Below are 25138 nucleotides of genomic sequence, written 5' to 3' on the forward strand. Positions count from 1 at the left end.
AGAGGCGGCCGGAGAGGCCGACCATCTCGATGACCGTGTCCAGCCACTGCTTGTCGGCCTTGCGGCCGGCGATGTCCATGGGGAGCGTGATGTTCACCAGGGCCGTCAGGGTCGGCAGCAGGTTGAAGGCCTGGAAGATGAAGCCGATCTTGTCCCGGCGCAACTGGGTGAGCTGCTTGTCCTTGAGGGAGCCCAGCTCGGTCTCGCCGATGCGCACGGACCCGGAGGAGAAGGTGTCCAGACCGGCGACGCAGTGCATCAGCGTGGACTTGCCGGAGCCCGACGGGCCCATGATCGCGGTGAACTGGCCCTGGCCGAAGTCCACGGAGACGTTGTCGAGGGCGACCACCTGGGTCTCGCCCTGGCCGTACACCTTGGAGAGGCCGGTGGCGCGGGCGGCCACGGCCTGGATGGTGCGCGGGGCATGGTTCATGGTGGTCACGGGAGGGCTCCTCGGTCTGCGGTGCGGGGACTTTTCCATCGTCTCCGCGCCGGCCGCGCTCGGGATCAGCCGCGGTGCCGGTTCGCAGGCCCACTGGAGTCTGACCGCGAGGGCGCCCGCATACGCCTCTGGTATGACGGCGACCCTGATCCACCTGCGCCGGAGCCGGGACGGCCGGGGGCGGCGGGCGGGAGGCGCGGGGGAGGACCGGGCCGCGACCGGGCCGGGGCCGGAGGGGAGGCGCGGGGTGGCGTGCCAGGTGGCGGGACGGGTGGCGCAGGACATCGAAATCCCGTCATTCCCGCGTCGGCGGTGATCGTCCCGGAGAAGGGGCCCACCGTGCGTTCTGCGCCCTGACGCTCCCTCAATCGCCAATAAAATCAGACAACATCGGAAAGAGGGCCAGGTGGCGCAAGGGGTCTTCCGGATAGGCTCGGGGCAGCGCTGAAGGCTATATCGGGGGCCGCCACGCCCTGCCCGGATGGTGGAATGCAGACACGGCGAGCTTAAACCTCGCTGACCTTCGGGTCGTGCCGGTTCAAGTCCGGCTCCGGGCACTCCTCAGCTCCCCCGAGGCCCGGTCGTTTTATCCCCTGCGCTTCGCCCTGTCTTCTCCTAAGATCCTCCTCCAGCAGTAGGGTGATTTTTTTGCGAGCGCATTACTCTTGATGCGAGGCCGCGCTCGGTGGCCACTGAGGAGTGAGATGAGGAGCAGTAACCCGGTCTTCTCGCGACGGGGGTTCAGCCGCGACAACGGTGGCTACGCGGGCTTTGACGCGCAGCACCAGCAGGCCGGGACCAACCCGTACGCGACGAACCCGTACGCGGCCGACCCGATGACGGGGATGCCCCAGGCCCCGGCGCGCACGAACGCGATGACGATGGACGACGTCGTGAGCCGTACGGCCATGACGCTCGGCACGCTCATCGTGACGGCGACGCTGTCCTGGGTCCTCCTGCCGGTCGACCCGGCGAACCTCGGCAAGTCGTACGGCATCGCCATCGGCGCGGCCCTCGTCGCGTTCGTGCTGGCGATGGTCCAGTCCTTCAAGCGCAAGCCCGTCCCGGCGCTGATCCTGGGCTACGCGGCGCTCGAGGGTGTCTTCCTCGGCGTCATCAGCGCGGCCACCAGCACCTACTTCGGTGCCGGCGTGGTCATCCAGGCCGTCATGGGCACGATGTGCGTCTTCGCCGCCGTGCTCCTCGCCTACAAGATGGGCTGGATCCGCGTCAACCGGCGCTTCGCCGGCTTCGTGACGGCCGCGGCGCTCGGCTTCGTCCTGCTCATGGTCGCCAACTCGCTCTTCGCGGTGTTCGGCGGCGGTGACGGCCTCGGCTTCCGCAGCGGCGGGCTCGGCATCGTCTTCGGCATCATCGGCGTCATCCTCGGTGCCGCCTTCCTCGCCATGGACTTCAAGCAGGTCGAGGACGGCGTGACCTACGGCGCCCCGCGCGAGGAGGCCTGGCTGGCGGCCTTCGGCCTCACGCTGACGCTGGTGTGGATCTACCTGGAGCTGCTGCGCCTGTTCCAGATCCTCTCCGGCGACGACTAGTCGTACCGGCGTCCCCAGGGATCGCCCGTTGTACGGGGAAGGCCCCGCGAGCACACCGCTCGCGGGGCCTTCCCGCGTCTCGGGTCCGGAATCGGGGAACGGGAACGAGGTCGGGGACGAGGTAGGGAACGAGCCCGCGAACGAGCTCGGGGTCAGCCGAACCGGCGTGCGGCTCTGCGCAGGTCGTACTCGTGGATGATCGCCTTCGCCTGGCCGTACGACAGCTCGTGCGCGCCGCGCAGCCAGCTGACCTTCTCCTCGAACCGGACGAGGGAGGGGCCTTCGTCCACGGTACGGAGCCAGTCGGACACTTCACGACCGGTGGTCAGGGGGATTCTGTCGATCATGTTGCGGTGGGTCTGCTCGGAGAACTCTACGGACATGGGCGCCTCCGGAAGGTTGCCGTGCTGTTCTCTTCACGTCACCGTGCCGGAGAGTTCGCCCGTTGGCAATGGTGCGCGGACGGCGCGTAAGGTCGGCCGGGTGCTCGATACCTCACCCCTGACCGCCGTCGTGGACCGCTTCGCAGACCGGCTGCGGGCCGCCCCGCAGAGCCGCTTGCGGCAAGGAGCCGCAGAGGCGGCGCTGGAACTGGCCCGCGAGCTCTCGGCGAGGGCGCAGACCCTCGAGGGCGCGACGGGCGCCGCGGTGCGGGAGATGCCGGACGAGGGGCTCTTCGTCGTCGGCGACCAGGTGGCCGTGGCCGGCGCGGACCTGGCCGAGGCGTTGCGCGGCGTACCGGCCCAGGACGGCGCGAAGGCCCCGTCCGAGGTGCTGGACGAGGCCGTGCGGCTGGTGGAGCAGGCAGAGGCTAGAGCGATGCGATGACGCGGTCCGCGAGGATGTAGACGTTGCTGTCCGGGTCCTCGGAGTCGCCGCAGGAGAAGGTCAGCGCGTAGGCGCCGGAGATGCCCGAGCCGCCGAGCAGGACCGGAGCGGTGCCCGAGCGCAGGGCCTCGGCGAGGCGCTCCGCGGTCTCCCGGTGCCCCGGGGTCATACAGAGCGTCGTGCCGTCCGTGAAGACGTACACGTCCAGGGTGCCCAGCGGGCCGGGGCGGACGTCCGCGAGGGCCGTACGGGCCTCCGCGAGCTCCTCGAGGCGGCTGACCGTGCGCTCGTGGTCGGCGCCGGGGTGCGAGGCCTGGACCGGAACGAAATCGGGGTGCGAGGGGTGGCGCCGGCGGGCGGCGGCCAGCTCGGCCGAGTCCTCCGGGTACGGGTTCTCGTCGAGGACCTCCTCGCCGAGGACCGCGTCCAGGCCCACCATGTCGGCCTGCCGGGGCAGGAAGACGTGCGGGCCGTCGTCGCCGAGGCCCGGCAGGCCGCCCAGCAGGGAGGGCGCGTCGGCGGCGTCACGGGCCTCCTGCGCGGCCCAGAAGGCGCGCGCCTCGGCCAGCTCGCGCTCGCGCTCCTCGGCCAGGGCTTCGGCCACGGCGGCTCGTATCTCCGCGGCGGGGGATTCGACGGCGCTGCGGGCGTGGGGGACGGTCGCACCGCGGGGGTGCGGCACCGCCAGCTCACTGCGCAGGGCCGTGACCTGCTTGCGCAGGCCGTGGACGGCGTGCAGCGCAGCAGCGCCGACGGCCGTGGCAGCGGCCGCGGTCAGCAGCAGGGCAAGAGACATGGCGCTCACTGACTAACTCCCGGTGTGATTCGATCCCCCGACTTCCTACATCAGAGTGTCCCGACCTGGGAATGGCGTGCAGTGCATTACGTCATGAAATGGACAGGGCTTTCGTCCCGATGCGCCCCTCCGTACGGCACCTGACCTGCATATATGCCGAGCCCCCAGGAGATAGGTCACATCCTGGGGGAGATTCGGTCACAGGTCGGCCGCGACGGGGTTAGATCCGGCGTCAGTACGCCGCAGGGGATCAGGCCCGATCCCTTGCGGCGCCTGGGGCCGCTCTTGATCCGCTCAGCTGCGGATACGGCTCAGCTGAGCCGCTCGATCACCATGGCCATGCCCTGGCCGCCACCCACGCACATGGTCTCCAGACCGAACTGCTTGTCGTGGAACTGCAGGCTGTTGATCAGGGTGCCGGTGATGCGGGCACCGGTCATCCCGAACGGGTGACCGACGGCGATGGCCCCGCCGTTGACGTTCAGCTTGTCGAGGGGGATCTCCAGGTCGCGGTAGGACGGGATGACCTGGGCCGCGAACGCCTCGTTGATCTCGAACAGGTCGATGTCGCCGACCGTCAGGCCGGCCCGCTTCAGCGCCTGCTTCGAGGCCTCGACCGGGCCGAGGCCCATGATCTCGGGGGAGAGGGCGGTGACGCCGGTGGAGACGATCCGGGCCAGCGGGGTCAGACCCAGCTCGCGGGCCTTGGTGTCGCTCATGATGACGAGCGCCGCGGCGCCGTCGTTCAGCGGGCAGCAGTTGGCGGCGGTGACCAGGCCGTCGGGGCGGAAGACGGGCTTGAGGCCCTGCACGCCCTCCAGGGTGACGCCGGCGCGCGGGCCGTCGTCCGCGCTGACCACGGTGCCGTCGGGGGTGGTGACCGGGGTGATCTCCCGCTCCCAGAAGCCGTTCTTGATCGCGGCCTCGGCGAGGTTCTGCGAGCGCACGCCGAACTCGTCCATGTCCTGGCGGGTCACGCCCTTGAGGCGGGCCAGGTTCTCGGCGGTCTGCCCCATCGCGATGTACGCGTCGGGGATCAGGCCGTCCGCACGCGGGTCGTGCCAGTCGCTGCCCTCGCTCTGCGCGACGGCGGCCGTACGGGCCTCGGCGTCCGCGAAGAGCGGGTTGTGGGTGTCCGGCAGGCCGTCGGAGGAGCCCTTGGCGAACCGGGAGACGGTCTCGACGCCGGCGGAGATGAAGACGTCGCCCTCGCCCGCCTTGATGGCGTGCAGGGCCATGCGGGAGGTCTGCAGGGAGGAGGAGCAGTACCGGGTGATCGTGGTGCCGGGCAGGAAGTCCATGCCCATCTGCACGGCGACGATGCGGGCGAGGTTGTGGCCCTGCTCGCCGCCGGGGAGGCCGCAGCCCAGCATCAGGTCGTCGATCTGGCGCGGGTCCAGCTCGGGGACCTTGGCGAGGGCGGCCTGGATGATCGTGGCGGTCAGGTCGTCCGGCCGGACGTCCTTGAGGGACCCCTTGCCGGCGCGCCCGATGGGGGAGCGGGCGGTGGAAACGATGACTGCTTCGGGCATCGGGACTCCAAGGGGGTGCGTGCGTCGTTGCGGGACCGCATGCGAAGTTACCGCCCCGTACGGTCGAGGTCACCGCTCGGGCGGTGTGATGCCGGTCGCTCCCGCGGGGGTGGTGGTGCCCGGTGCACCTGCGGCGCCGCTCCCGGGGCTCTGCCCCGGACCCCGCGCCTCAAACTCCCCCAGCTACCGCTGGGAGGTGCCCCCTGGCGGGGCTGGATTTGGCTGCTGCCGTCCGTCAGGCGCGGCCGGATGGCCCGCAGGGCAATTCCAGCCCGTCCGGCGATTGAGGACCGGGGTCCGGGGCAGAGCCCCAGGGAACGGTGGAAGGGCGGGTGGGGGACGGCTCCGCGCAGCGGTGGCCCGGGCCCGCCGGGGGCTACGGGCAGCGGCGGCCCCGGCCCGCCGGGGGCTACGGCAGGTCGGCCGGGGCCGGGGTGGCGGCCGGGTCCTCGGCGGTGAGCCGGCGCCGCCGGCGGTGTTTGAGCAGCACCCAGGGACCACGCGCGGCCGTGACCTCCGTACCCGCCAGACCGGCCGCGGCCGACGCCGCCTTCGCCACCGGCAGCATGTCCTCGTTGCGGGACACGTCCAGGCGGTCGGACTCCGGCCACAGCGCCAGCGCCGCGCACAGGGTCGGCAGCACGGCCATCGCCGCGGTCGCGTAGCCCTCCGCCGAGGGGTGGTAGGAGTCCGGGCCGAACATCTCGCGGGGGTTCGCCGCGAACTCCGGCCCGAGCAGGTCGCCCATCGAGACCGTACGGGCGCCCAGCGCGACCACCCCTATGGTCTGCGCGGCCGCGAGCTGCCGCGAGACCCGCCGGGCCAGCCACCGCAGCGGCTGGTACACCGGCTCGATCGTGCCCAGGTCCGGGCAGGTGCCGACGACGACCTCGGCGCCCGCCATGCGCAGCCGCCGCACCGCCGAGGTGAGGTGGCGGACCGACTGCGTGGGCGGCATGCGCCGGGTCACGTCGTTCGCGCCGATCATGATCACGCACACGTCCGGCGGGGGCCGCTCCCCGTCCAGCAGCAGCCCGACCTGGCGGTCCAGGTCGTCCGACATGGCCCCCGACAGGGCCACGTTGCGCAGCTCCACCGGCCGCTCTGCCACCGCAGCCAGCCCGGAGGCCATCAGGGCCGCCGGGGTCTGCCTGGCCCGCCGCACGCCGAGGCCCGCGGCCGTGGAATCGCCCAGCATGGCCAGCCGCAGCGGGCCCGGACTCAGCTCCGGCCCGTTGAACTCGCTCCCGTACAGTCCGTCCGCGCGCGGGGGATCGCCCAGCCCGCTCCCCACCGTGCGCTTGGCGAACTGCATCTCCGCGAGTACGAGCCCCACCGCGGCGACCCCGACCAGCCCGAGCCCGCCACCGCCGTACGCCGCGCCCGCCGCGATGCGGCGGGCCGTTCTCGCCCTGGACACCCTTCAGGCCACCTCGCTTCGCTGACTGGGGCTTCGTTGACCTTCCTGCCCCGTACGGACGGTCGTCCAATCCCTTTCGGCATACTCTGGCCGAACCTCCCGGAGAACCCGTGGAGTCCCGTCCTTGGAGAACATGGTGCAATTCCACGACTCGATGATCAGCCTCGTCGGCAACACCCCGCTGGTGAAGCTCAACCGTGTGACCGAAGGCCTCCAGGCCACCGTCCTTGCGAAGGTCGAGTACTTCAATCCCGGCGGCTCCGTGAAGGACCGGATCGCCCTGCGCATGATCGAGGCCGCAGAGGAGAGCGGAGCCCTCAAGCCCGGCGGCACCATCGTGGAGCCGACCAGCGGCAACACGGGTGTGGGACTCGCCATCGTGGCCCAGCAGAAGGGCTACAAGTGCATCTTCGTCTGCCCTGACAAGGTGTCCATGGACAAGATCAACGTGATGCGCGCGTACGGCGCCGAGGTCGTGGTCTGCCCGACCGCCGTCGACCCCGAGCACCCGGACTCGTACTACAACGTGTCCGACCGCCTCGCGCGCGAGCCCGGCGCCTGGAAGCCCGACCAGTACAGCAACCCGAACAACCCCCGTTCGCACTACGAGACCACCGGCCCCGAGCTCTGGGAGCAGACGGACGGGAAGATCACCCACTTCGTCGCCGGCGTCGGCACGGGCGGCACGATCTCCGGCACCGGCAACTACCTCAAGGAGGTCAGCGGCGGGAAGGTCAAGGTCATCGGCGCCGACCCCGAGGGCTCGGTGTACTCGGGCGGCTCCGGCCGTCCGTACCTCGTCGAGGGCGTCGGCGAGGACTTCTGGCCGACCGCCTACGACCCGAACGTGACCGACGAGATCATCGCGGTGTCCGACAAGGACTCCTTCCAGATGACCCGCCGCCTCGCCAAGGAGGAGGGCCTGCTCGTCGGCGGCTCCTGCGGCATGGCCGTCGTGGCCGCGCTGCGCGTCGCGGAGGGCCTGGGCCCGGACGACGTGGTCGTCGTCCTGCTCCCGGACAGCGGCCGCGGCTACCTCAGCAAGATCTTCTCGGACGAGTGGATGGCCGGGCACGGCTTCCTGGAGCAGGGCGGGCCGACGGCGCGCATCGGCGACGTCCTCGCGGACAAGGAGGGCGCCATGCCGTCCCTGGTCCACATGCACCCCGAGGAGACCGTGGGCGAGGCGATCGAGGTGCTGCGCGAGTACGGCGTCTCCCAGATGCCCGTCGTCAAGCCGGGCGCCGGCCACCCCGACGTGATGGCCGCCGAGGTCATCGGCTCGGTCGTGGAGAAGGAGCTGCTGGCCGCCCTGTTCGCGCAGCGCGCGTCGCTGGGCGACCCGCTGGAGAAGCACATGAGCGCGCCGCTGCCGCAGGTCGGCTCCGGCGAGCCGGTCTCCGACCTGATGGAGGCCCTGGGCGAGGCGGACGCGGCGATCGTCCTGGTCGAGGGCAAGCCGACGGGCGTGGTGAGCCGCCAGGACCTGCTGGCGTTCCTGGCCAAGACGGCGAAGTAGCCTGCGGCTCGTCCGGCGGGCCGGGGCGGGTCCCCGTTCCTCGGCGCTGCGCGCCCGGAGGCCGGGAAGTCGCGGAATCGGTACGGGCCCGACACGTGGCGGCAGCACCGGCTTAACACGGCTCCGGCACAGTGGTGCCTGTCACCACCGAACGGCGCGAACGCACCCCGGAGCGGCTCCCGGACCGCGTGGACGCCATGGACGCGGCCGGCCCTGACCCGGCCCGTGTCCTGCGCGGGGACCGCCGTCGTCCCGCCCCCGGGCAACCGGGGTGCGGCGGTCCCCGCGCACGTTCGTTCCCGGGCGGGGTCAGTCCCGGCGGCGGAGTCCCTTGGACGCGTGGATGAAGTTGACGCCCACGATGCCGCCCCAGGCCACCAGCAGCCCGGACAGGTGGGCCTGCGCAGCAGCGATGGCCGACAGCGGGATCGCCAGCACCAGCGTGACGATGGCGAAGCCGAAGCGTTCGCCGAAGTTCCCGTCCCCGGGGGCGGCCGCCACGCCGCGGCCGTCGCCGCGCGCGGACAGGAGACGTTCCTCCGCCAGCCGTCGCCGTACCTGCGTGTCGACCTTCTCGACGAACGAGTCCACCAGCGCGGCCTCGTACTCCGGGCCCAGCTCCCGCCGGGCGTCCAGGGTGGCGTCGAGTTCCTTCTTCAGCTCTTGGCCGTGTGCGTCCATGCCCCCACGCTAGGAACCGCTCCGGGCCCCCGCACTGGGGCTGGCCCCCGTATCCGGATTCCGGGCACGGCTTGCCCGCGTGCATAACCGCATGCAGAGTGCTCCGTGACTGAATATCTCACCGGGACGGAGGGGGCGGTATGAGTGACAGCCCGGCAGCGCGGCTGCAGAAGCTGTTCGAGGGGCACCGGCTGACGCCGACCCAGCGGCGGATCGCGCACTGCATGGTGCGGGGGGCCGCGGAGGTGCCGTTCCTGTCGAGCGTGGAACTCGCCGAGCTGGCCGGGGTGAGCCAGCCGTCCGTGACCCGGTTCGCGGTGGCGCTCGGCTTCGACGGATATCCGGCGCTCCGCCGCCACCTGCGCGAGGTGGCGCCGCCCGCCGAGCGGACGGCCGCCGAGCACGAGGACGCGTACAACGAGTACCAGCAGGCCGTCCAGGGGGAGATCGAGAACCTGCGCCGGCTGTCGGCGATGCTCGCCGATCCCTCGCCGGTCCAGGAGGCCGGCCGGCTGCTCGCCGCCTCGACGCCGCTGCCGGTGCTCGGGCTGCGGGCGGCGTCCTCGCAGGCGCGCGGGTTCGCGTACTTCGCCGCCAAGGTGCACCCGGACGTACGGCTCCTCGACGAGGGCGGCTCGATGATGGACGACCGCATCGACGCGGCCGTGGCCGCCGGGGCGAGCACGCTGCTCTGCTTCGCGCTGCCGCGCCATCCGCGGGAGGTCGTGGACACCCTGGAGCGCTCCCGGCGGGCCGGGCTGACGGTGGTGACCGTCGCCGACTCGGCCTTCGCCCCGGTGGCCCGCCATTCGGACCTGCTGATCCCGGCCCCGGTCGGCACCGGCCTGGCCTTCGACACGGCGTGCGCGCCGATGCTGCTGGGCCGGGTGCTGCTCGAGGCGATGGCGGACGCGCTGCCCGACGCGCAGGCCCGGCTGGAGGCCTTCGACGCGCGGGCCGCGTCGCGCGGGCTGTTCGTCGACTAGGGGGTGCCAGGCGGGCCGGGCCCGGCCGTGATCCGCCGGACACCCCCTAGGCCGGACAGGTCCTAGCGGTAGTCGAGCTCGGCGAGCTCGGTGGCCAGGCGGCGGCGCAGTGCGGGGATGCGGGAGGCGAGGGGCAGCACGGTGTTGCGCGCGGCGCGCAGGGCCGGGTTGCGGGTGGTCGCGATGCGGGTCATCCGGTCGGTGAGGGCCACCACCCGCTGGGCGACGGGCCGGCGGCGGGCCTCGTAGCCGTCGAGGTTCCCGTCGGCGAAGGCGCGGCCGAGGGCGTACGCGTCCTGGATGCCGGTGTTCATGCCCTGGCCGCCGGCCGGGCTGTGCACGTGGGCGGCGTCCCCGGCGAGGAGCAGCCGGCCGGCCCGGTAGCGGTCGGCGACGCGGTGGTGGATCCGGAACCGGGAGGACCACGCGAGCTCGCGGACGGTGGCCTGGCCGGGCGCGCGGGCGTCCAGCAGCCCCTGGACGAAGGCGAGGTCCGGCTCGGCGGGGGCCTCTTCGACGCTCGCGACCACCCGGTAGTGCCCTCCGGGCAGCGGGGCGACCACGGTGAGCCCGGCGGCGCCGAGGGTGAGCGAGACCTCGGCCGCGCCCGGGTCCCAGTCCATGACGACGTCGGCCAGCACGAAGGACTCCTCGTACGCGCTGCCGGTGAAGCCGATCCCGGCGGCGGTGCGGACCGCGCTGTGCATGCCGTCGGCGCCGACGGCGTGGCCGGCGCGCAGGGTCTCGCCGGTGGCGGTGGTGAGGGTGACCCCGTCCGCGTCCTGGGTGATCGCGGTGACCTCGTAGGGGCGGTGGACATCGCGGCCGAGGGCGCGCAGGCGGGCGAGGAGCACGGCCTCGGTCCGGTCCTGGGGGACCATCAGCGCGTACGGGTGGGCGGTCGGCAGGCCCGCGAAGCCGATCGCGGCCAGCGGGCGGGCGCCGTCGCGGATCCGGAACGTGCCGACGGGGATGCCGAGGCCGATCAGCTCGGCGGAGAGGGCGCGGGAGGGATCGAGCTCGTCGAGGACTTCCAGGGTGCGGGCGTGCACGACGGCGGCGCGGGAGGTGTTGGCGCCCTCGGCCTGCCGGTCGAGGAGCACGAAGTCGATGCCGGCCTCGGCGAGGGTCACGGCGAGGGCGAGGCCGGTGGGCCCGGCGCCGACGACGGCGACGTCGGTGGTGGCGGGGAGCGGGCGCCGCCGGAGCGGGGCGGTGCCGGTGCGGGTGGTGCCGGTGCGGCGGCTGGTGCGGGTCATCGCTGGCCTCCTCCGGTGGGCCAACGTTTGTTGGCCAACGGCTGTTGACTAAAGCGTGCCGCGGGTGGTGCGGCATGTCAACGCTTGTTGGCCAACGTTTGTTGGCCTACGGTTGGCGGCATGACGGTACGACGCAGCTCCGACGACACCAAGGCGGCGATCCTGCGGGCCGCGCGCGAGCGGTTCGCGGTGCAGGGCTACGAGCGCACGACGATCCGGGCGATCGCCGCGGACGCGGAGATCGACCCCTCGATGGTCATGCGGTACTTCGGCAGCAAGGAGCAGCTCTTCGACGCGAGCCTGGCCATCGACCTACGGCTGCCGGATCTGGGCGCGGTGCCGGCGGCGGAGCTGCCCGCGGCGCTGGTGCGGCACTTCGTGGAGCGGTGGGAGGGCGACCCGGCGGACGACGCCCTGCTGGTGCTGTTGCGCTCCGCGGTGACGAACGAACAGGCGGCGGCCCGGATGCGGGAGGTGTTCGCGGTGCAGGTGGCTCCGGCGCTGGCGGCGGCCCTCGGGCCGGAGCGGGCCGCGCGGGCGGCAGGCCTGGTCGCGGCCCAGCTCCTGGGCCTGGCCCTGACCCGTTACCTCCTCAAACTCCCCGGGGTCGCCTCCCTGTCCCCGGAAGCGGTGGTCACCGGCCTCTCCCCGGCTCTGGCGGCCACCCTGTCGCCGCGCTAGCGGCACCTCGGCCGGCGGGGCCGGCCCCTCCGCCGCCGCCCCAACGGACCCTGCGCCCCCGCGCCGTCCGGCCCGTCCGGCGTGTGAGGACCTGGGTCCGGGGCGGAGCCCCGGGTCTCTCCGGCTCGCCCCCACCCTCCGGCCCGGGCGCACCCTCCAGCCCGTCCGGCACGCGGCGGAGCCGCAGATTCGGTACGCCGGGAAGGGGCGGGGTGGGGGAAGGCCCCGCGCAGCGGCCCGCACGCACAGGGGCCGCCGGGGCCGGGCGCGCGGCGGGGCACCTCCTCGGCCGTCGAACGTTTCCAGGGGTCGGAGGGGGAGGGCGGTGGCTGCGTTCGACGTCCTGCGGGGGCACCCCGCCGCACACCCGGCCCCGGCGGGGTCGGCGCGGGCTGCAGGGCAAACCCGCGGAGCCGAACCCGGCGGGGGCGCCCACCCGACCCCGGCCGGGGCCGCGGGTCAGAGGAGGGCGTTCGGGTGGGTGCCGCCCGCTTCTCTGATGAGGTCCTCCGGGGTCTGCGCCGGGCGGGCCAGGGAGAAGCGGACCCCCTCCGGGGTCACGGCGAAGCCGTGCACGGCCGGGCGCGGCAGGCTGTTGTAGCCGTAGTGCGCGGTGAAGAAGTACGCCCCCGTGTCCGGGACCGCGATGACGTCGCCCGAGGCGAGGCGCGGGAGCTCCCGGGCCGTGGCCAGGAGGTCGCCGGCGAAGCACGCCGGGCCCGCGACGTCCTGTGCCACCGCGTCCCCGGTCTTCGGCGCGCCCTTCGCGTCGTACGGCAGGATCCGGACCGGCCAGGAGGCGGGCGCGTAGGCGGTGCGGGTCGCCAGCTGGACGCCCGCGTGGGTGAGGGCGATCGCGCGGCCCCCGCTGGTCTTGGTGTACTCGACCCGCGCCAGGACCAGGCCGTTCTTGGCCAGCAGGGAGCGGCCGAACTCCGTGACGAGGCCGTACGAGCCGTCGAACAGCCCGGGGGCCGCCCCGCGCAGGGCGGCCACGTACTCCTCGTACGTCGGGGCCGTCCCGTCCGAGGCGAAGTTCACCGGCAGGCCCCCGCCGATGTCGAGGGTGTCGATCTGGCGGCGCCCGGCGGCCGCGTTGATCTCCTCGGCCAGGGCGTGCAGTTCGCGCACGCCCTCGGCGATCAGGGGCAGCGGGACCCCCTGCGAGCCCGAGTGGGTGTGCAGCCGGGTGAGCCAAGGGCGGTCGAGGCAGGCCCGTACGAGCCATTCGCGCGCGCCCGGATCGCGCAGGGCGATGCCGAACTTCGAGGTCGCCGTGGCGGTGGAGAGGGCGTCGATGGTGCCCGCGCCGGTCTGCGGGTTGATGCGGATCCCGATCGGGGATGCGGGGGTGGTGCTGATCAGTGCGTCGAGGCGCTGCAGCTCCTGGGGGTTGTCGGCGTTGACGGCGATGCCCAGGGCCAGGGCCTCGCGCAGCTCGCCCGTGGTCTTCGCGGGGGAGTCGAGCACGATCCGGTCGGCGGGGAGCCCGGCCGCCCGGGCCAGTGCCAGTTCGCCGGGGCTGGCGACCTCGCAGCCGAGCCCGGCGTCGGCGAGCAGCCGCAGTACGGGCACCAGGGGGGCGGCCTTGACGGCGAAGGCGTGCAGGACGGGCGTCCCGGGGGGTAGTGCGGTGGCGAAGGCGCTGGTCAGGGCGGCGGCCGAGGCTCTGATCCCGGCGATGTCCAGCAGGCAGGCCACCGGCTCGGAGTCCAGGAGGCCCTGTTCGACGGCGGCTCGCACGACCACGTCCCTGTCCATGCCCGCCATCCCATCATCCGAAGGCGCGCCCCGCAGCTGTTGACTGAATCTATTCAGGGCGAGAGTATGTGAATGGATTTACCAACATCGGAGGAGGCAACGCCATGTCAGGACCCCGCCCCGTACGTGCCGCGCGAGGCACCGAGCTCAGCGCCCTGGGATGGCAGCAGGAAGCCGCGCTGCGGATGCTCCAGAACAACCTCGACCCCGAGGTCGCCGAGCACCCCGACAAGCTCGTCGTCTACGGCGGCACCGGCAAGGCCGCCCGCGACTGGCGCTCGTACGACGCGATGGTCCGCACCCTGCAGACCCTCAAGCAGGACGAGACGATGCTCGTCCAGTCGGGCCGCCCGGTCGGCGTGATGCAGACGCACGAGTGGGCGCCGCGCGTCCTGCTCGCCAACTCCAACCTGGTCGGCGACTGGGCCAACTGGGAGGAGTTCCGCCGCCTGGAGCACCTCGGCCTGACCATGTACGGCCAGATGACCGCCGGTTCGTGGATCTACATCGGTACCCAGGGCATCCTCCAGGGCACGTACGAGACCTTCGCGGCCGTCGCCGCGAAGAAGTTCGGCGGCACCCTGGCCGGCACCATCACCCTCACCGCCGGCCTCGGCGGCATGGGCGGCGCCCAGCCGCTGGCCGTGACGATGAACGACGGCGTCGCGATCTGCATCGACGTCGACCCGCGCGCCATCGAGCGCCGCATCGAGCACCGCTACCTGGACGTGAAGGCCAATGACCTGCGGCACGCGCTGCAGCTCGCGGTCGAGGCGCGCGACGCCCGCAAGCCGCTCTCCATCGGCCTGCTCGGCAACGCCGCGGAGCTGCTCCCGCAGATGCTCGCGGAGGGCGCCCCGATCGACATCGTGACCGACCAGACGTCGGCGCACGACCCGCTCTCCTACCTCCCGGTGGGCGTCGACTTCGACGACATGGCCTCCTACGCCGCCAAGGACCCGGCTGGCTTCACCACCCGGGCCCGCGAGTCGATGGCCAAGCACGTCGAGGCCATGGTCGGCTTCATGGACGCGGGCGCCGAGGTCTTCGACTACGGCAACTCCATCCGCGGCGAGGCCCAGCTGGCCGGCTACGACCGCGCCTTCGCCTTCCCCGGCTTCGTCCCGGCCTACATCCGCCCGCTGTTCTGCGAGGGCAAGGGCCCCTTCCGCTGGGCGGCGCTGTCGGGCGAGGCCTCGGACATCCACAAGACCGACAAGGCGATGCTCGAGCTCTTCCCGGAGAACGAGTCCCTGCACCGCTGGATCAAGATGGCGGGCGAGCGCGTCCACTTCCAGGGCCTGCCCGCGCGCATCTGCTGGCTCGGCTACGGCGAGCGCGACAAGGCCGGTGAGCGCTTCAACGAGATGGTGGCGGACGGTACGCTCGCCGCTCCGCTGGCCATCGGCCGCGACCACCTCGACTGCGGCTCGGTGGCCTCCCCGTACCGCGAGACCGAGGCCATGCTGGACGGCTCCGACGCGATCGCCGACTGGCCGCTGCTCAACGCCATGGTCAACGTGGCCTCCGGCGCCTCCTGGGTCTCCATCCACCACGGCGGCGGCGTCGGCATGGGCCGCTCCATCCACGCGGGCCAGGTCACGGTCGCCGACGGCACCGCGCTGGCCGGCGAGAAGATCCGCCGCGTCCTGACCAACGACCCGGGCATGGGCGTCATCCGCCACGTCGACGCCGGCTACGACATCGCCGAGTCCGTCGCGGACGAGCGCGGCGTCCGCGTTCCCATGCGGGAGGGCGACGCGTAATGAGTGCGGGCAATCGTTCCGCAGGAGACGGGTTCGGCCCGGTGGGTGCGGGAGCACCGTCGCCGGGTGCGGGTCCGGTGGTGCCCACCCTCCCCCAGGGTCTCGACTCCGCTCGAACAGGGGGTGCCCCCCTCGCCCCGGCGGAACGACTGCCCACCACCTCGTTCCACGCCATGTGGGACGAGCTCCGTCCCATCGGCCGCCACGCGGAGACCGGCGGGTACCGCCGCCACGCGTGGACCGGCGCCGACGCCGACTGCCGGACCTGGTTCCAGGCGCAGGCGGAGGCGCGCGGGCTGACGTACGAGACCGACCGCAACGGCAACCAGTGGGCCTGGCTCGGCGACCCCCTCGCGGGGGACGCCGTGGTCACCGGCTCGCACCTGGACTCCGTCCCCGACGGCGGGGCCTTCGACGGCCCCCTCGGCGTGGTGTCCTCCTTCGCGGCCCTGGACGAACTCCGCAGGAGGGGCGTGGCGTTCACCAGGCCCCTGGCCATCACCAACTTCGGTGACGAGGAAGGCGCCCGGTTCGGTCTCGCCTGCGTCGGCTCCCGGCTCACCGCCGGGCAGCTGACCAAGGAGAAGGCGTACGAGCTCCGCGACGCGGACGGCGTCAGCCTGCCCCGGGCCATGGAGGACGCCGGGTACGACCCCGACGCCATCGGCGCCGACCCCGAACGCCTGGCCCGCATCGGCGCGTTCGTCGAGCTGCACGTGGAACAGGGCCGCGCCCTCGACCTCTCCGGCGACCGGGTCGGCATCGCCTCCGCGATCTGGCCGCACGGCCGCTGGCGGTTCGACTTCCGCGGCGAGGCCAACCACGCCGGAACCACCCGGCTCGTGGACCGGCGCGACCCGATGCTGACGTACGCGGCGACCGTGCTGGCCGCCCGCCAGGAGGCGGCCCTCGCCGGGGCCGTCGCCACCTTCGGGAAGATCTCGGTCGAGCCCAACGGGGTCAACGCCATCCCCTCGCTGGTGCGCGGCTGGCTCGACTCGCGGGCCGCCGACCAGGGCACCCTCGACACCGTGGTCACCGCCATCGAGAAGGCCGCCCGCGAGCACGCCGACCGCGACGGCATCGACCTCGGCATCGTCCGGGAGTCCTTCACCCCGGTCGTCGAGTTCGAGCACGCCCTGCGCGACGAGATGAACCGGATCCTGGGCGGGGCCGTCCCCGTCCTCGGCACGGGTGCGGGACACGACGCGGGGATCCTCTCCGCGGCCGTCCCGACCGCGATGCTGTTCGTACGGAACCCGACCGGCGTCTCCCACTCCCCGCGGGAGTTCGCCGCCGAGGACGACTGCGTGGCGGGCGTCCTCGCCCTCGCCGACGTACTGGAAGGACTCGCGTGCCGGTGACGAAGACGTACTGGCTGGAACACGCCTGGCTCGACACCCTCGTCGAGCCGGGCGTGGCCCTGGACGTATCCGCCGACGGGCGGATCGCCGCCGTCCGGACCGGGGCCGGGAGCCCGCCCCCGGGTGCGGAGATCCTGCGCGGCCTCACCCTCCCCGGTCTGGCCAACGCGCACTCCCACGCCTTCCACCGGGCCCTGCGCGGCACGGTCCAGGTGGGCTCGGGCACCTTCTGGACCTGGCGCGAGATCATGTACTCCATCGCCCAGAACCTCACCCCGGACTCCTACTTCGCGCTCGCGCGGGCCGTGTACGCGGAGATGGCGCTGGCCGGCATCACGGCCGTGGGCGAGTTCCACTACGTCCACCACGCCCCCGGCGGCGCCGCCTACGCGGACCCCAACGCGATGGGGGAGGCCCTGATCGCGGCCGCCGCCGAGGCCGGCATCCGCATCACCCTCCTGGACACGGCGTACCTGTCGGCGGGCTTCGGCGAGGCGCCGAACCAGCACCAGCTGCGCTTCTCCGACGGCACCGCCGAGGCGTGGGCCGAGCGGGCCGGCGCGCTGAAGCCCCGCGACCACGCCCTGATCGGCGCCGCGATCCACTCGGTGCGCGCGGTCCCGGAGGCGCAGCTGGCCACGGTGGCCGCGTGGGCGCAGGAGCGCCGGGCGCCGCTCCACGTGCACCTGTCCGAGCAGACCGCGGAGAACGACGCCTGCCAGGCCGCCCACGGCCGCACCCCCACCCAGCTCCTCGCCGACCACGGCGTGCTGGGCCCGCGGACCACGGGCGTCCACAACACCCACCTCACCGACGCGGACATCGCCCTCCTCGGCGGCACCACCACGGGCACCTGCATGTGCCCCACCACCGAACGCGACCTCGCGGACGGCATCGGCCCGGCGGTCCGCCTCCAGCGGGCCGGCAGCCCGCTCTCCCTCGGCAGCGACAGCCACGCGGTGATCGACCTGCTGGAAGAAGCCCGGGCGATGGAGCTCAACGAGCGGCTGGCGAGCCGTACGCGCGGCCACTGGACTGCGGCGGCGCTGCTGCGTGCGGCCACGGCGGACGGGCATGCGGCGCTGGGCTGGTCCGACGCGGGCACCCTGGCGGTGGGCGCGCCGGCCGACTTCACCACGATCGCGCTGGACTCCGTACGCACGGCCGGTGCGCTGGCGAGGCTCGGCGCCGAGACCGCCGTCTTCGCGGCCACGGCGTCGGACGTCCGGCACACGGTGGTCGCCGGCCGCCACATCGTCCGCGACGGCGCCCACACCCTGGTCCCGGACGTCCCCTCCGCCCTGGCCGAATCCATCAGCGCCCTCCGCACCTGACCGAGCCGCCTGCGGCGGGCCTTCCCCCACCCCGCCCCTTCCCGCCGTACTGGATGTGCGGCTCCGCCGCGTGGGGGGCGGAGCCCCCGGTTTCGGGAAGGGGCGGGGTGGGGGAACACAACCACTCGACGACCACGAGGAACCATGACCACCACCGCGATCACCAACATCGGCAGCCTCGTCACGAACGACCCCGCCCAGGGCGAAGGCCCCCTCGGCCTCATCCAGGACGCAGCCGTCGTCATCGAGGACGACAAGATCGCCTGGGTCGGCCCCGCCGACAAGGCTCCCGCCGCCGACACCGCGTTCAACGCGAACGGCCGCGCCGTGATCCCCGGCTTCGTCGACTCCCACTCGCACCTCGTCTTCGCGGGCGACCGCACCGCCGAGTTCAACGCGCGCATGTCCGGCAGCAGCTACGCCGCCGGCGGCATCCGCACCACCGTCGCCGCGACCCGCGCCGCCACCGACGCCGAGCTCGAGGCCAACCTGCTGCGCCACCTCGACGAGGCCCGCCGCCAGGGCACCACCACCTTCGAGACCAAGTCCGGCTACGGCCTCACCGTCGCCGACGAGGCCCGCGCCCTGCGGATCGCCGCCGCGCACACCGAGGAGGTCACCTACCTCGGCGCGCACATCGTCTCCCCGGACTACGCCGACGACCCGGCCGGCTACGTGGCCCTGGTCACCGGCGAGATGCTGGAGGCCTGCGCCCCGTACGCCCGCTGGGTGGACGTCTTCTGCGAGAAGGGCGCCTTCGACGGGGACCAGGCCCGCGCGATCCTCACCGCCGGAGCCTCCGCCGGCCTGATCCCGCGCGTCCACGCCAACCAGCTCTCGTACGGCCCGGGCGTGCAGCTCGCCGTGGAGCTGGAGGCGGCCTCCGCCGACCACTGCACCCACCTCACCGACGCCGACGTCGACGCGCTCGCCCAGGCGTCCGCCACCACCGTTGCCACCCTCCTGCCCGGCGCCGAGTTCTCCACCCGCGCCCAGTGGCCCGACGCACGGCGGCTGATCGACGCGGGGGCGACCGTGGCCCTGTCCACGGACTGCAACCCGGGCTCCTCCTACACGAGTTCGATGCCGTTCTGCATCGCGCTCGCCGTGCGCGACATGCGGATGACCCCGGACGAGGCCCTGTGGTCCGCCACGGCGGGCGGCGCCCGCGCCCTGCGCCGTACCGACATCGGGACGGTCACCCCCGGGGCGCGCGCGGACCTGGCGCTCCTGGACGCCCCGAGCCACGTCCACCTGGCCTACCGGCCCGGTGTTCCGCTGGTTTCGGCGGTGTGGCAGAAGGGCGTTCGCGCTTACTGACGAGCGGTCAATTCCGGACGGCCCTTTGTCTTCCCTCCGTAAGACCCCGGGCGTACCTTGAGCCACCAATCTGATGTGTCGTCAGTAACTTGTGGCCCAAGGTTCGAGGGGAAGACGAAGGTGTCCGACCGGAAACGCTCCACCGCGCTCGCGCTGGCCTCCGCGCTGGCAGCCGGATCGGCGGTCCTGCTGGCCGCCCCTGCGGCGCAGGCCGCCGTCATCGACGTGGCCTACGACTGCAAGACCCCGATCGGGGACAAGTCGGCGGTATCGCCCATCGACATCAAGGCCGTGAAGGAAGGCGACGGCTACAAGCTCACGATGTCCTTCCAGAAGGGCGTCTCCTCCAGCCCCGTCGAGCTCGGCAAGGGCGCGATGAGCCCCAGCGCCGTCATCCTCGTCGACGGTGCGGAGAAGGCCTCCGTGCCGGTCTCCGGAGCGCCCAACGCCGAGGCGCTCCCCGCCAACACGCCCATCAAGATCACCGACCTCTCGGGCACCTACAAGCCCAAGAAGAGCGGCAAGGTCACCTTCACCGCCGGCGTCCTGACCATCAAGGCGCTGGGGACCACGACCACGTGCACCCCGGGCAACAGCCCCAAGCCCTCCCTGGAACTGGACGTCACGGCCGCCGCCGGCGGCGGTGGCGGCACGCAGTCCGGCGGTTCCGGCGGCGGCGAGACCCTCCCGCAGACCGGGCCCACCGACTCCGCCCTCGCGCTGGGCACCCTCGGCGGCACCGTGCTGCTGAGCGGCGCCGTCGGCGTGCTCTGGCTGACCCGGCGCGGCCAGCGGGCCCGGTCCTGAACGGAGCACCCCCGGCCATGCCCGTGCTCCACACCCTCAAGCGCGCAGGCGTCCCGCTCCTGACGGCCGCCGCACTGTACGCGGCCCCCGCGCACCCGGCGGCGGCCGACGAGCCCGGCTGGACCGCCGGGCCCGCCGCCGGAACGGCCGCCGCAGCGCCCGGGGGTGCCCGCCCGTACTTCTACCTCGCGGGCAACGCCGGAACCGTGCTGGAGGACCGGCTCGCCCTCACCAACACCACCGACGGGGAACGCACCGTCACCCTGCGCGGGGCCGACGCCTACAACACCGCGGAGGGCGCGCTCGCCGTGCGCCCGGCCGCCCCCGGCCCCGGGAACGCCGCCCCCGGCGCCGGAGCGTGGATCAGCTTCGGCGCCGCGACCACGGTGAAGATCCCGCCGCGCGCCCGCGCGGTGGTGCCCTTCACCGTCACCGTGCCGCCCGCGTCCCCGCCCGGCGACCACCCCGCCGCCGTGGTCGCCGCCGAGGGCGGCCACGAGGTGGCCGTACGGGTCCACCTGAGGGTCGGCGGCCCCACCCTGGCCGCCCTCACCGTCGAGGACGTCTCCGTACGCGGCAAGGGCGCGGCCGCCGTCATCGCGTACACCCTGGTCAACCGGGGCAACGTGGCCCTCGCCCCCGAGCTGTCGGTCCGCGCCCGGGGCCCCTTCGGCGAGGACACCGAGCGCGGCGCCCGCACGCTGCCGGTGGAACTCCTGCCGGGGCAGCGGGTCGAGCTGACCGAGCCGTGGCCCGCCGCGCCCGTCCTCGACCGGGTCCGCTTCACCCTCACCGTCACCGCACCCGGCGGCGCCCGGGCCACCGCCGCGACCTCGGCGTGGTTCGTGCCCTGGCGGCTCGCGGGATGGCTGGGCGGCGCCCTGCTCGCCCTCGGCGGCACGACGGCGGCCGCGCTGCACCTCGTACGAGGCCGGCGGGCCCGCCGGGACCCCCTGTCCGACGCGACGTCCCTCCACGTACCCGAACCGGAACACGAACTGACGGGAGCAGCCAGGTGAGCGCCAAGGCCGGCGGCACGATCCGCGCCCTCCGCCCCCTCCGCACGCTCCTCGCGGCGGCACTGGCCGCATGCGCCCTCGCGCTGGTCCCGGCGGCCCCGGCCGCGGCCGCGGACCCCCAGCCGGGCGTCGCGCTCTCGCTCCAGGAGGCGGCCAAGGGCACCGAACTCACCGTCACCGGCACCGGCTGGCGCGCGAAGTCGCTGGTGATGCTCCTGGTCTGCGGCCAGAACATGATCGGCGGCACCAACAGCTGCGCCAACGCCGACGGCACCGCCGTCTCGGTGGCCGACGACGGGCACTTCACCGCCGGGCTGCCCGTGGTGGCCCCGCCCAAGCCCTGCCCCTGCGTCGTGAACGTCACCTCGGTCAACGGGGACCAGTCCACCGTGGCCGTCCCGCTGAAGATCACCGACCACGAGGTGGCCGAGCTGCCCGCCGAGTCCGGGACGGCCCGCCTCGCGATGCTCACCGGGGTCCGGCTGGAGGGCGAGGACGGGGTGCTGACCTGGTTCGGCGCCCCGCCCACCCGGAAGTTCAAGGTCACCGTCGGCAACCTCGGCTCGGCCGCCGTCAAGGACCCGGTCTTCCAGCTCGGCACCGCCCACGGCGTGTTCGCGCCGCTGTGGGAGGAAGCCCGCTGGAAGGGGACCATCCCGCCGGGCGGCAAGGCGGAGATCGCCCTGGACGTGGCCCTCACGGCCGGCGCCTACGGGGACTACACGATCTCCCTCAAGTACGGCGAGACGGTGGTCGCCACCCAGCCGTGGGGCGTGGACCGCCCGTACGGGGTGCTGCTCTTCTGGGGCCTGCTCCTGCTGGTGATCCCGGCCGCGGTCTTCCGCGTCGGCATGGCCGTCGTCGACAAGGTCCGCCCGCGCGAGACCCCCGCGGGCGGCCGCCACCGGGGCGCGCAGCCCGAGTCCGCCTCGGCCGTGACGGCCCGCCTGCCCAGGATCGCGGCGCTGCGAGGACCGGCGCGCCCGGCCCCCGCCCCTGCGGTGGAACCTCCCGAGACCCCCACGGCTGTCCTGCCGTGGTTCACCCCGGACAGCGCGCCGGAGACAGCACCACAGACGTCCGCACCGTCTGAGAACCGTTCGACGACGAAGGGACAAGCGTGAAGACCCAACGGAGGGTGAGCGCGGCAGTGGTCGCGCTGCTGCTCGGCGGCGCGGGTGTCGCCATCGCGGCTTCCCCCGCCCAGGCTGCGGAGACCACGTTCAAGGTCAAGTGCGTTCCGCCGGCCGGGGGTGGCAGCCCGGTCGAGGGCGAGACCACCGCCAAGGTCACGGCGCCGGCCACCGCGAAGGTCGGTGACGAGGTGGACGTGGTGTGGGAGACCGTCAAGCCGGCATCGAACAACACGGACCTGATGGACATCCCGAAGGACTCGGTCCAGCCCACCGGCTGGATCGCGCTGGGCAGCGGGATGGGCGAGCTCAAGGTCGTCGGGGACAAGGTGAACCCGCCGATCCCCAAGAAGGCGCCCATGCAGATGTCGGCGATGAAGGGCAAGCTCAAGCTGACCAAGGCCGGGAAGATCACGCTGACGCCCGGCAAGTACGACGTGGCCGTCACCTTCTCCTTCGGCACGTTCGTCACCAAGTGCGCGCCGACCGGGGACGTGGGCGTCGGGGCCACCATCGACGTGTCGCCCGGCTCCAGCGGCGGCACGACCAACGGCGGCGCGACCAATGGAGGCGCCACGAACGGAGGCGCCACCAACGGAGGCACGAACAACGGAGGCACGAACAACGGCGGCGCCACCGGCGGATCCGGCGGCCAGACCGACTTCCCCGGCAAGCCCGTCGACGTGAAGTTCGACTGCGGCGAGACCGTCCCGGGCGGCATCACCACCCCGGTCACCGTCAGCGCCAGGAAGAACGGCGGGAACTTCGACCTGACGGTCAAGACCGCCAAGGACGCCATGAAGGCTCCGGTGCCCCTGCCCAAGGGCGCGCTCAAGCCCTCGATGCAGATCAAGCTCGGCGGCGGTGACAGCGGCATCGTCAACGTCACCGGCCCGGCGAACGCCGAGGCCATCGCCCAGGGGGCCGGCGTCAGCCTCAGCGACATGACGGGCACCTACAAGCCCGGCAAGACGGGCAAGGTCACCCTCAGCCCCGCCGACATGTCGATCGACGTCACGATGGTCGCGGGCTCCGCACCGCTCACCGTCCCCTGCAAGGCGACCAGCACCGGCGTCTCGCTGGAGCTGGACACCACCGCCCAGCCGGGCGGCTCCGGCTCGCCCGCGACGACCACCACCACCGGCAGCGCCACCTCGGGCAACCTCGCCGAGACCGGCGCCGAGGACGAGGGCGGCATCAAGGCCCTCGCCCTGGTCGCCGGCACCGTGATCCTCCTCGGCGGCGCGGTGTTCACCTTCACCCCGTGGCGCCGCCTGCGCGGCACGCGGTAATCCGTACGGAGCACGACGGAGACACGGAACGGCCCGGCACACCTTCCGGTGTGCCGGGCCGTTCGACCGCTGGGGGGTGCGTCAGTGCACGCCGCCCATGAGCGGCTGGACCTTCTTGCGGTACATGTAGATCGCGATGCCGGCGAGGACGGCCAGGATGCCCTGGGAGGCGAACCAGCCCTGGGTGTCCGTCGGGGCGCCGATCAGCTGGAGCAGCGCGATGGCCGAGTCACCGGCGGTGACCGCGAGGAAGAAGACGCCCATCATCTGGGAGGCGTACTTCTGCGGTGCCAGCTTGGTGGTCAGCGACAGGCCGACGGGGGAGAGCGTGAGCTCACCGACGGTCTGGATGAAGTACACGCCGACCAGCCACATCGGGCTGACCTTCGCGTCGCCGCCGGCCAGGCCCTGGGCGACCATCATGACGCCGAAGGAGGCACCGATCATGACCAGCGCGAAGGAGAACTTCGCCAGGGTGGTCGGCTCCTTGGAGCGCTTGGCGAGGGCCACCCACAGCATCGCGAAGAGCGGGGCGAGGGCCATCACGAACAGCGGGTTCAGCGACTGGAACCAGCTCTCCGGGAAGTTGAAGCCGAACAGAGTGCTGTCCGTGCTGTCCTTCGCGAACAGGGACAGCGTGGAGCCGGTCTGGTCGTAGATCGCCCAGAAGATCGCGGCGGCCGCGAAGAACCAGACGTACGCCGACATGCGGGACCGCTCGACCGTGGAGAGGTCCTTGTCGCGCTTGATCCGCAGGATCGCCCAGGCGGGCAGGATCAGACCGGCGATGGTCAGCGGCCACAGCGCGTAGTTGATCGTGAAGATGCCGGCCAGGCCGATGGCCGCGTAGGCGACGACGGCGATGCCGAGCCAGATCAGGCCCTTCTTGACGACGGAGGACTTCTCGGCGGCGCTCAGCGGGCTCGGAACGGTGTTCGAGACCGGGTTCAGGTGGCGGAAGCCGAAGAAGTAGAAGCCGAGGCCCAGGGCCATGCCGACACCGGCCATGGCGAAGCCCAGGTGCCAGTTGACCTCCTGGCCGACGTAGCCGATGGTCAGCGGGGCGACGAAGGCACCGAGGTTGATGCCCATGTAGAAGATCGTGAAGCCACCGTCGCGGCGCGGGTCGTTCTTGTCCCGGTAGAGCTGGCCGACCATCGTGGAGATGTTGGCCTTCAGCACGCCCGAACCGGCGGCGATGAGCGCCAGGCCGATGAAGAACGAGACGGACGAGGGCACCGCCAGCAGGAAGTGACCGGTCATGATCACGACGCCGGCGACGGCCACGGCCTTGCGGGCACCCCACACACGGTCACCGAGCCAGCCGCCCGGGAGGGCGAGCAGGTAGACCATGGCGTTGTAGACGGAGTAGATCGCGACCGCGGTCGCGTCGTTCATCCCCAGACCACCGTCGGCCACGTTGGTGGCCAGGTAGAGGACGAGCAGCGCGCGCATGCCGTAGAAGCTGTAGCGCTCCCACATCTCCGTCATGAAGAGGAAGGCGAGGCCGCTGGGGTGGCCGAGGAAGGTCTTCTCGGCGGAGGTGTCCGCCGGGTTCCTCGTCAGGCTGGAAGCCATGGGTCGATCCTTGCTTGCTCGGGACGCTTCGCTTCGTGAGCGGAACAGCGCCCGGGACGAGTGCCGG

22 protein-coding genes and 1 tRNA gene are annotated in these 25138 nt (G+C 72.9%); 14 read left to right on the plus strand and 9 right to left on the minus strand.

Annotated elements, in window-relative coordinates; translation table 11 throughout:
* Positions 1 to 442: ABC transporter ATP-binding protein (locus ACIGFK_RS37825; RefSeq protein ID WP_400055490.1), on the minus strand; the 442-nt coding region annotated here is incomplete at its 3' end.
* Between the two features lie 475 nt (positions 443 to 917).
* Between ACIGFK_RS37825 and ACIGFK_RS37830 the strand changes: the two genes are divergently transcribed.
* Positions 918 to 999, plus strand: a tRNA-Leu gene (locus tag ACIGFK_RS37830).
* Positions 1000 to 1146: 147 nt separating this feature from the next.
* Entirely contained in the window at positions 1147 to 1995 is an 849-nt protein-coding gene (locus tag ACIGFK_RS37835) for a Bax inhibitor-1/YccA family protein (RefSeq protein ID WP_376662043.1), read from the plus strand.
* Positions 1996 to 2147: 152 nt separating this feature from the next.
* Here ACIGFK_RS37835 and ACIGFK_RS37840 read toward each other — a convergent pair whose 3' ends face one another.
* Positions 2148 to 2378 carry a DUF4287 domain-containing protein gene (locus ACIGFK_RS37840; RefSeq protein ID WP_030036969.1) on the minus strand — a complete coding sequence of 77 codons (231 nt, stop codon included), beginning with the start codon at positions 2376 to 2378 and terminating at the stop codon, positions 2148 to 2150.
* Positions 2379 to 2478: 100 nt separating this feature from the next.
* Between ACIGFK_RS37840 and ACIGFK_RS37845 the strand changes: the two genes are divergently transcribed.
* Entirely contained in the window at positions 2479 to 2823 is a 345-nt protein-coding gene (locus ACIGFK_RS37845; protein WP_400055491.1) for a hypothetical protein, read from the plus strand.
* Here the strand turns inward: ACIGFK_RS37845 and ACIGFK_RS37850 are convergent.
* From ACIGFK_RS37850 to ACIGFK_RS37860, 3 genes are all read right to left on the minus strand, one after another.
* Positions 2807 to 3619, minus strand: a complete 813-nt coding sequence (locus ACIGFK_RS37850) for a hypothetical protein (RefSeq protein ID WP_376661661.1) — start codon at positions 3617 to 3619, stop codon at positions 2807 to 2809. The genes ACIGFK_RS37845 and ACIGFK_RS37850 overlap by 17 nt on opposite strands.
* A gap of 311 nt (positions 3620 to 3930) precedes the next feature.
* Positions 3931 to 5151 (minus strand): acetyl-CoA C-acetyltransferase, encoded by a 1221-nt coding sequence (locus tag ACIGFK_RS37855; protein WP_376661658.1) that lies wholly within the window; start codon positions 5149 to 5151, stop codon positions 3931 to 3933.
* A gap of 409 nt (positions 5152 to 5560) precedes the next feature.
* Positions 5561 to 6571, minus strand: coding sequence for an SGNH/GDSL hydrolase family protein (locus tag ACIGFK_RS37860; protein ID WP_376661657.1), 1011 nt, complete (start codon positions 6569 to 6571; stop codon positions 5561 to 5563).
* A 136-nt stretch (positions 6572 to 6707) separates the two neighbouring features.
* Between ACIGFK_RS37860 and ACIGFK_RS37865 the strand changes: the two genes are divergently transcribed.
* Positions 6708 to 8090, plus strand: coding sequence for a cystathionine beta-synthase (locus ACIGFK_RS37865; protein ID WP_376661660.1), 1383 nt, complete (start codon positions 6708 to 6710; stop codon positions 8088 to 8090).
* A gap of 309 nt (positions 8091 to 8399) precedes the next feature.
* Here ACIGFK_RS37865 and ACIGFK_RS37870 read toward each other — a convergent pair whose 3' ends face one another.
* Positions 8400 to 8771 (minus strand): hypothetical protein, encoded by a 372-nt coding sequence (locus ACIGFK_RS37870; RefSeq protein ID WP_376661656.1) that lies wholly within the window; start codon positions 8769 to 8771, stop codon positions 8400 to 8402.
* A 140-nt stretch (positions 8772 to 8911) separates the two neighbouring features.
* On the opposite strand from ACIGFK_RS37870, the gene ACIGFK_RS37875 reads away from it, so the two are divergent.
* Positions 8912 to 9757 (plus strand): MurR/RpiR family transcriptional regulator, encoded by an 846-nt coding sequence (locus ACIGFK_RS37875; RefSeq protein ID WP_376661655.1) that lies wholly within the window; start codon positions 8912 to 8914, stop codon positions 9755 to 9757.
* Positions 9758 to 9819: 62 nt separating this feature from the next.
* On the opposite strand, the gene ACIGFK_RS37880 is transcribed toward ACIGFK_RS37875, so the two are convergent.
* A complete protein-coding gene (locus tag ACIGFK_RS37880; RefSeq protein ID WP_400055493.1) occupies positions 9820 to 11016 on the minus strand; it encodes an FAD-dependent oxidoreductase in 1197 nt (398 codons plus the stop codon).
* 120 nt (positions 11017 to 11136) lie between these two features.
* On the opposite strand from ACIGFK_RS37880, the gene ACIGFK_RS37885 reads away from it, so the two are divergent.
* The gene (locus ACIGFK_RS37885) at positions 11137 to 11697 is read left to right on the plus strand and encodes a TetR family transcriptional regulator (protein WP_376661653.1); all 561 of its coding nucleotides are present in this window, start codon (positions 11137 to 11139) and stop codon (positions 11695 to 11697) included.
* A gap of 459 nt (positions 11698 to 12156) precedes the next feature.
* Here ACIGFK_RS37885 and ACIGFK_RS37890 read toward each other — a convergent pair whose 3' ends face one another.
* Positions 12157 to 13467 (minus strand): diaminopimelate decarboxylase, encoded by a 1311-nt coding sequence (locus ACIGFK_RS37890; protein WP_376661357.1) that lies wholly within the window; start codon positions 13465 to 13467, stop codon positions 12157 to 12159.
* A gap of 95 nt (positions 13468 to 13562) precedes the next feature.
* Here ACIGFK_RS37890 and hutU point away from each other — a divergent pair, with 95 nt between their 5' ends.
* The 8 genes from hutU (at position 13563) to ACIGFK_RS37930 (ending at position 23493) form a co-directional block, all read left to right on the plus strand.
* On the plus strand, positions 13563 to 15224 hold the full coding sequence (gene hutU, locus ACIGFK_RS37895) for a urocanate hydratase (RefSeq protein WP_376661358.1): 1662 nt from the start codon (positions 13563 to 13565) through the stop codon (positions 15222 to 15224).
* A 173-nt stretch (positions 15225 to 15397) separates the two neighbouring features.
* Positions 15398 to 16588 (plus strand): allantoate amidohydrolase, encoded by a 1191-nt coding sequence (locus ACIGFK_RS37900; RefSeq protein WP_376661365.1) that lies wholly within the window; start codon positions 15398 to 15400, stop codon positions 16586 to 16588.
* Complete coding sequence (locus tag ACIGFK_RS37905; protein WP_386469863.1) at positions 16585 to 17922, plus strand: formimidoylglutamate deiminase; 1338 nt, start codon at positions 16585 to 16587, stop codon at positions 17920 to 17922. Before ACIGFK_RS37900 ends, ACIGFK_RS37905 begins: the two co-directional genes overlap by 4 nt.
* 144 nt (positions 17923 to 18066) lie before the next feature.
* Positions 18067 to 19242, plus strand: a complete 1176-nt coding sequence (gene hutI, locus ACIGFK_RS37910; protein ID WP_386469866.1) for an imidazolonepropionase — start codon at positions 18067 to 18069, stop codon at positions 19240 to 19242.
* 120 nt (positions 19243 to 19362) lie between these two features.
* Positions 19363 to 20049, plus strand: a complete 687-nt coding sequence (locus ACIGFK_RS37915) for an LPXTG cell wall anchor domain-containing protein (protein ID WP_376661361.1) — start codon at positions 19363 to 19365, stop codon at positions 20047 to 20049.
* Between the two features lie 17 nt (positions 20050 to 20066).
* Positions 20067 to 21068, plus strand: coding sequence for a hypothetical protein (locus ACIGFK_RS37920; RefSeq protein WP_400055495.1), 1002 nt, complete (start codon positions 20067 to 20069; stop codon positions 21066 to 21068).
* A complete protein-coding gene (locus ACIGFK_RS37925) occupies positions 21065 to 22192 on the plus strand; it encodes a hypothetical protein (RefSeq protein ID WP_376661363.1) in 1128 nt (375 codons plus the stop codon). Before ACIGFK_RS37920 ends, ACIGFK_RS37925 begins: the two co-directional genes overlap by 4 nt.
* A gap of 14 nt (positions 22193 to 22206) precedes the next feature.
* The gene (locus ACIGFK_RS37930; RefSeq protein WP_400055497.1) at positions 22207 to 23493 is read left to right on the plus strand and encodes a hypothetical protein; all 1287 of its coding nucleotides are present in this window, start codon (positions 22207 to 22209) and stop codon (positions 23491 to 23493) included.
* 81 nt (positions 23494 to 23574) lie between these two features.
* Here ACIGFK_RS37930 and ACIGFK_RS37935 read toward each other — a convergent pair whose 3' ends face one another.
* Positions 23575 to 25071 (minus strand): peptide MFS transporter, encoded by a 1497-nt coding sequence (locus tag ACIGFK_RS37935; RefSeq protein ID WP_376661082.1) that lies wholly within the window; start codon positions 25069 to 25071, stop codon positions 23575 to 23577.
* Between the last annotated feature and the right edge of the window lie 67 nt (positions 25072 to 25138).

The organism is Streptomyces sp. NPDC085524, from assembly GCF_044541755.1.
Taxonomy (GTDB): domain Bacteria; phylum Actinomycetota; class Actinomycetes; order Streptomycetales; family Streptomycetaceae; genus Streptomyces.

Bases quoted from the DNA above. Each gene is read 5' to 3' on its own strand.
- ACIGFK_RS37835 (WP_376662043.1), top strand. From the start codon at position 1,147: ATGAGGAGCAGTAACCCGGTCTTCTCGCGACGGGGGTTCAGCCGCGAC.
- ACIGFK_RS37840 (WP_030036969.1), bottom strand. From the start codon at position 2,378: ATGTCCGTAGAGTTCTCCGAGCAGACCCACCGCAACATGATCGACAGA.
- ACIGFK_RS37850 (WP_376661661.1), bottom strand. From the start codon at position 3,619: ATGTCTCTTGCCCTGCTGCTGACCGCGGCCGCTGCCACGGCCGTCGGC.
- ACIGFK_RS37855 (WP_376661658.1), bottom strand. From the start codon at position 5,151: ATGCCCGAAGCAGTCATCGTTTCCACCGCCCGCTCCCCCATCGGGCGC.
- ACIGFK_RS37870 (WP_376661656.1), bottom strand. From the start codon at position 8,771: ATGGACGCACACGGCCAAGAGCTGAAGAAGGAACTCGACGCCACCCTG.
- ACIGFK_RS37875 (WP_376661655.1), top strand. From the start codon at position 8,912: ATGAGTGACAGCCCGGCAGCGCGGCTGCAGAAGCTGTTCGAGGGGCAC.
- ACIGFK_RS37880 (WP_400055493.1), bottom strand. From the start codon at position 11,016: ATGACCCGCACCAGCCGCCGCACCGGCACCACCCGCACCGGCACCGCC.
- ACIGFK_RS37885 (WP_376661653.1), top strand. From the start codon at position 11,137: ATGACGGTACGACGCAGCTCCGACGACACCAAGGCGGCGATCCTGCGG.
- ACIGFK_RS37890 (WP_376661357.1), bottom strand. From the start codon at position 13,467: ATGGCGGGCATGGACAGGGACGTGGTCGTGCGAGCCGCCGTCGAACAG.
- hutU (WP_376661358.1), top strand. From the start codon at position 13,563: ATGTCAGGACCCCGCCCCGTACGTGCCGCGCGAGGCACCGAGCTCAGC.
- ACIGFK_RS37900 (WP_376661365.1), top strand. From the start codon at position 15,398: ATGTGGGACGAGCTCCGTCCCATCGGCCGCCACGCGGAGACCGGCGGG.
- hutI (WP_386469866.1), top strand. From the start codon at position 18,067: ATGACCACCACCGCGATCACCAACATCGGCAGCCTCGTCACGAACGAC.
- ACIGFK_RS37920 (WP_400055495.1), top strand. From the start codon at position 20,067: ATGCCCGTGCTCCACACCCTCAAGCGCGCAGGCGTCCCGCTCCTGACG.
- ACIGFK_RS37935 (WP_376661082.1), bottom strand. From the start codon at position 25,071: ATGGCTTCCAGCCTGACGAGGAACCCGGCGGACACCTCCGCCGAGAAG.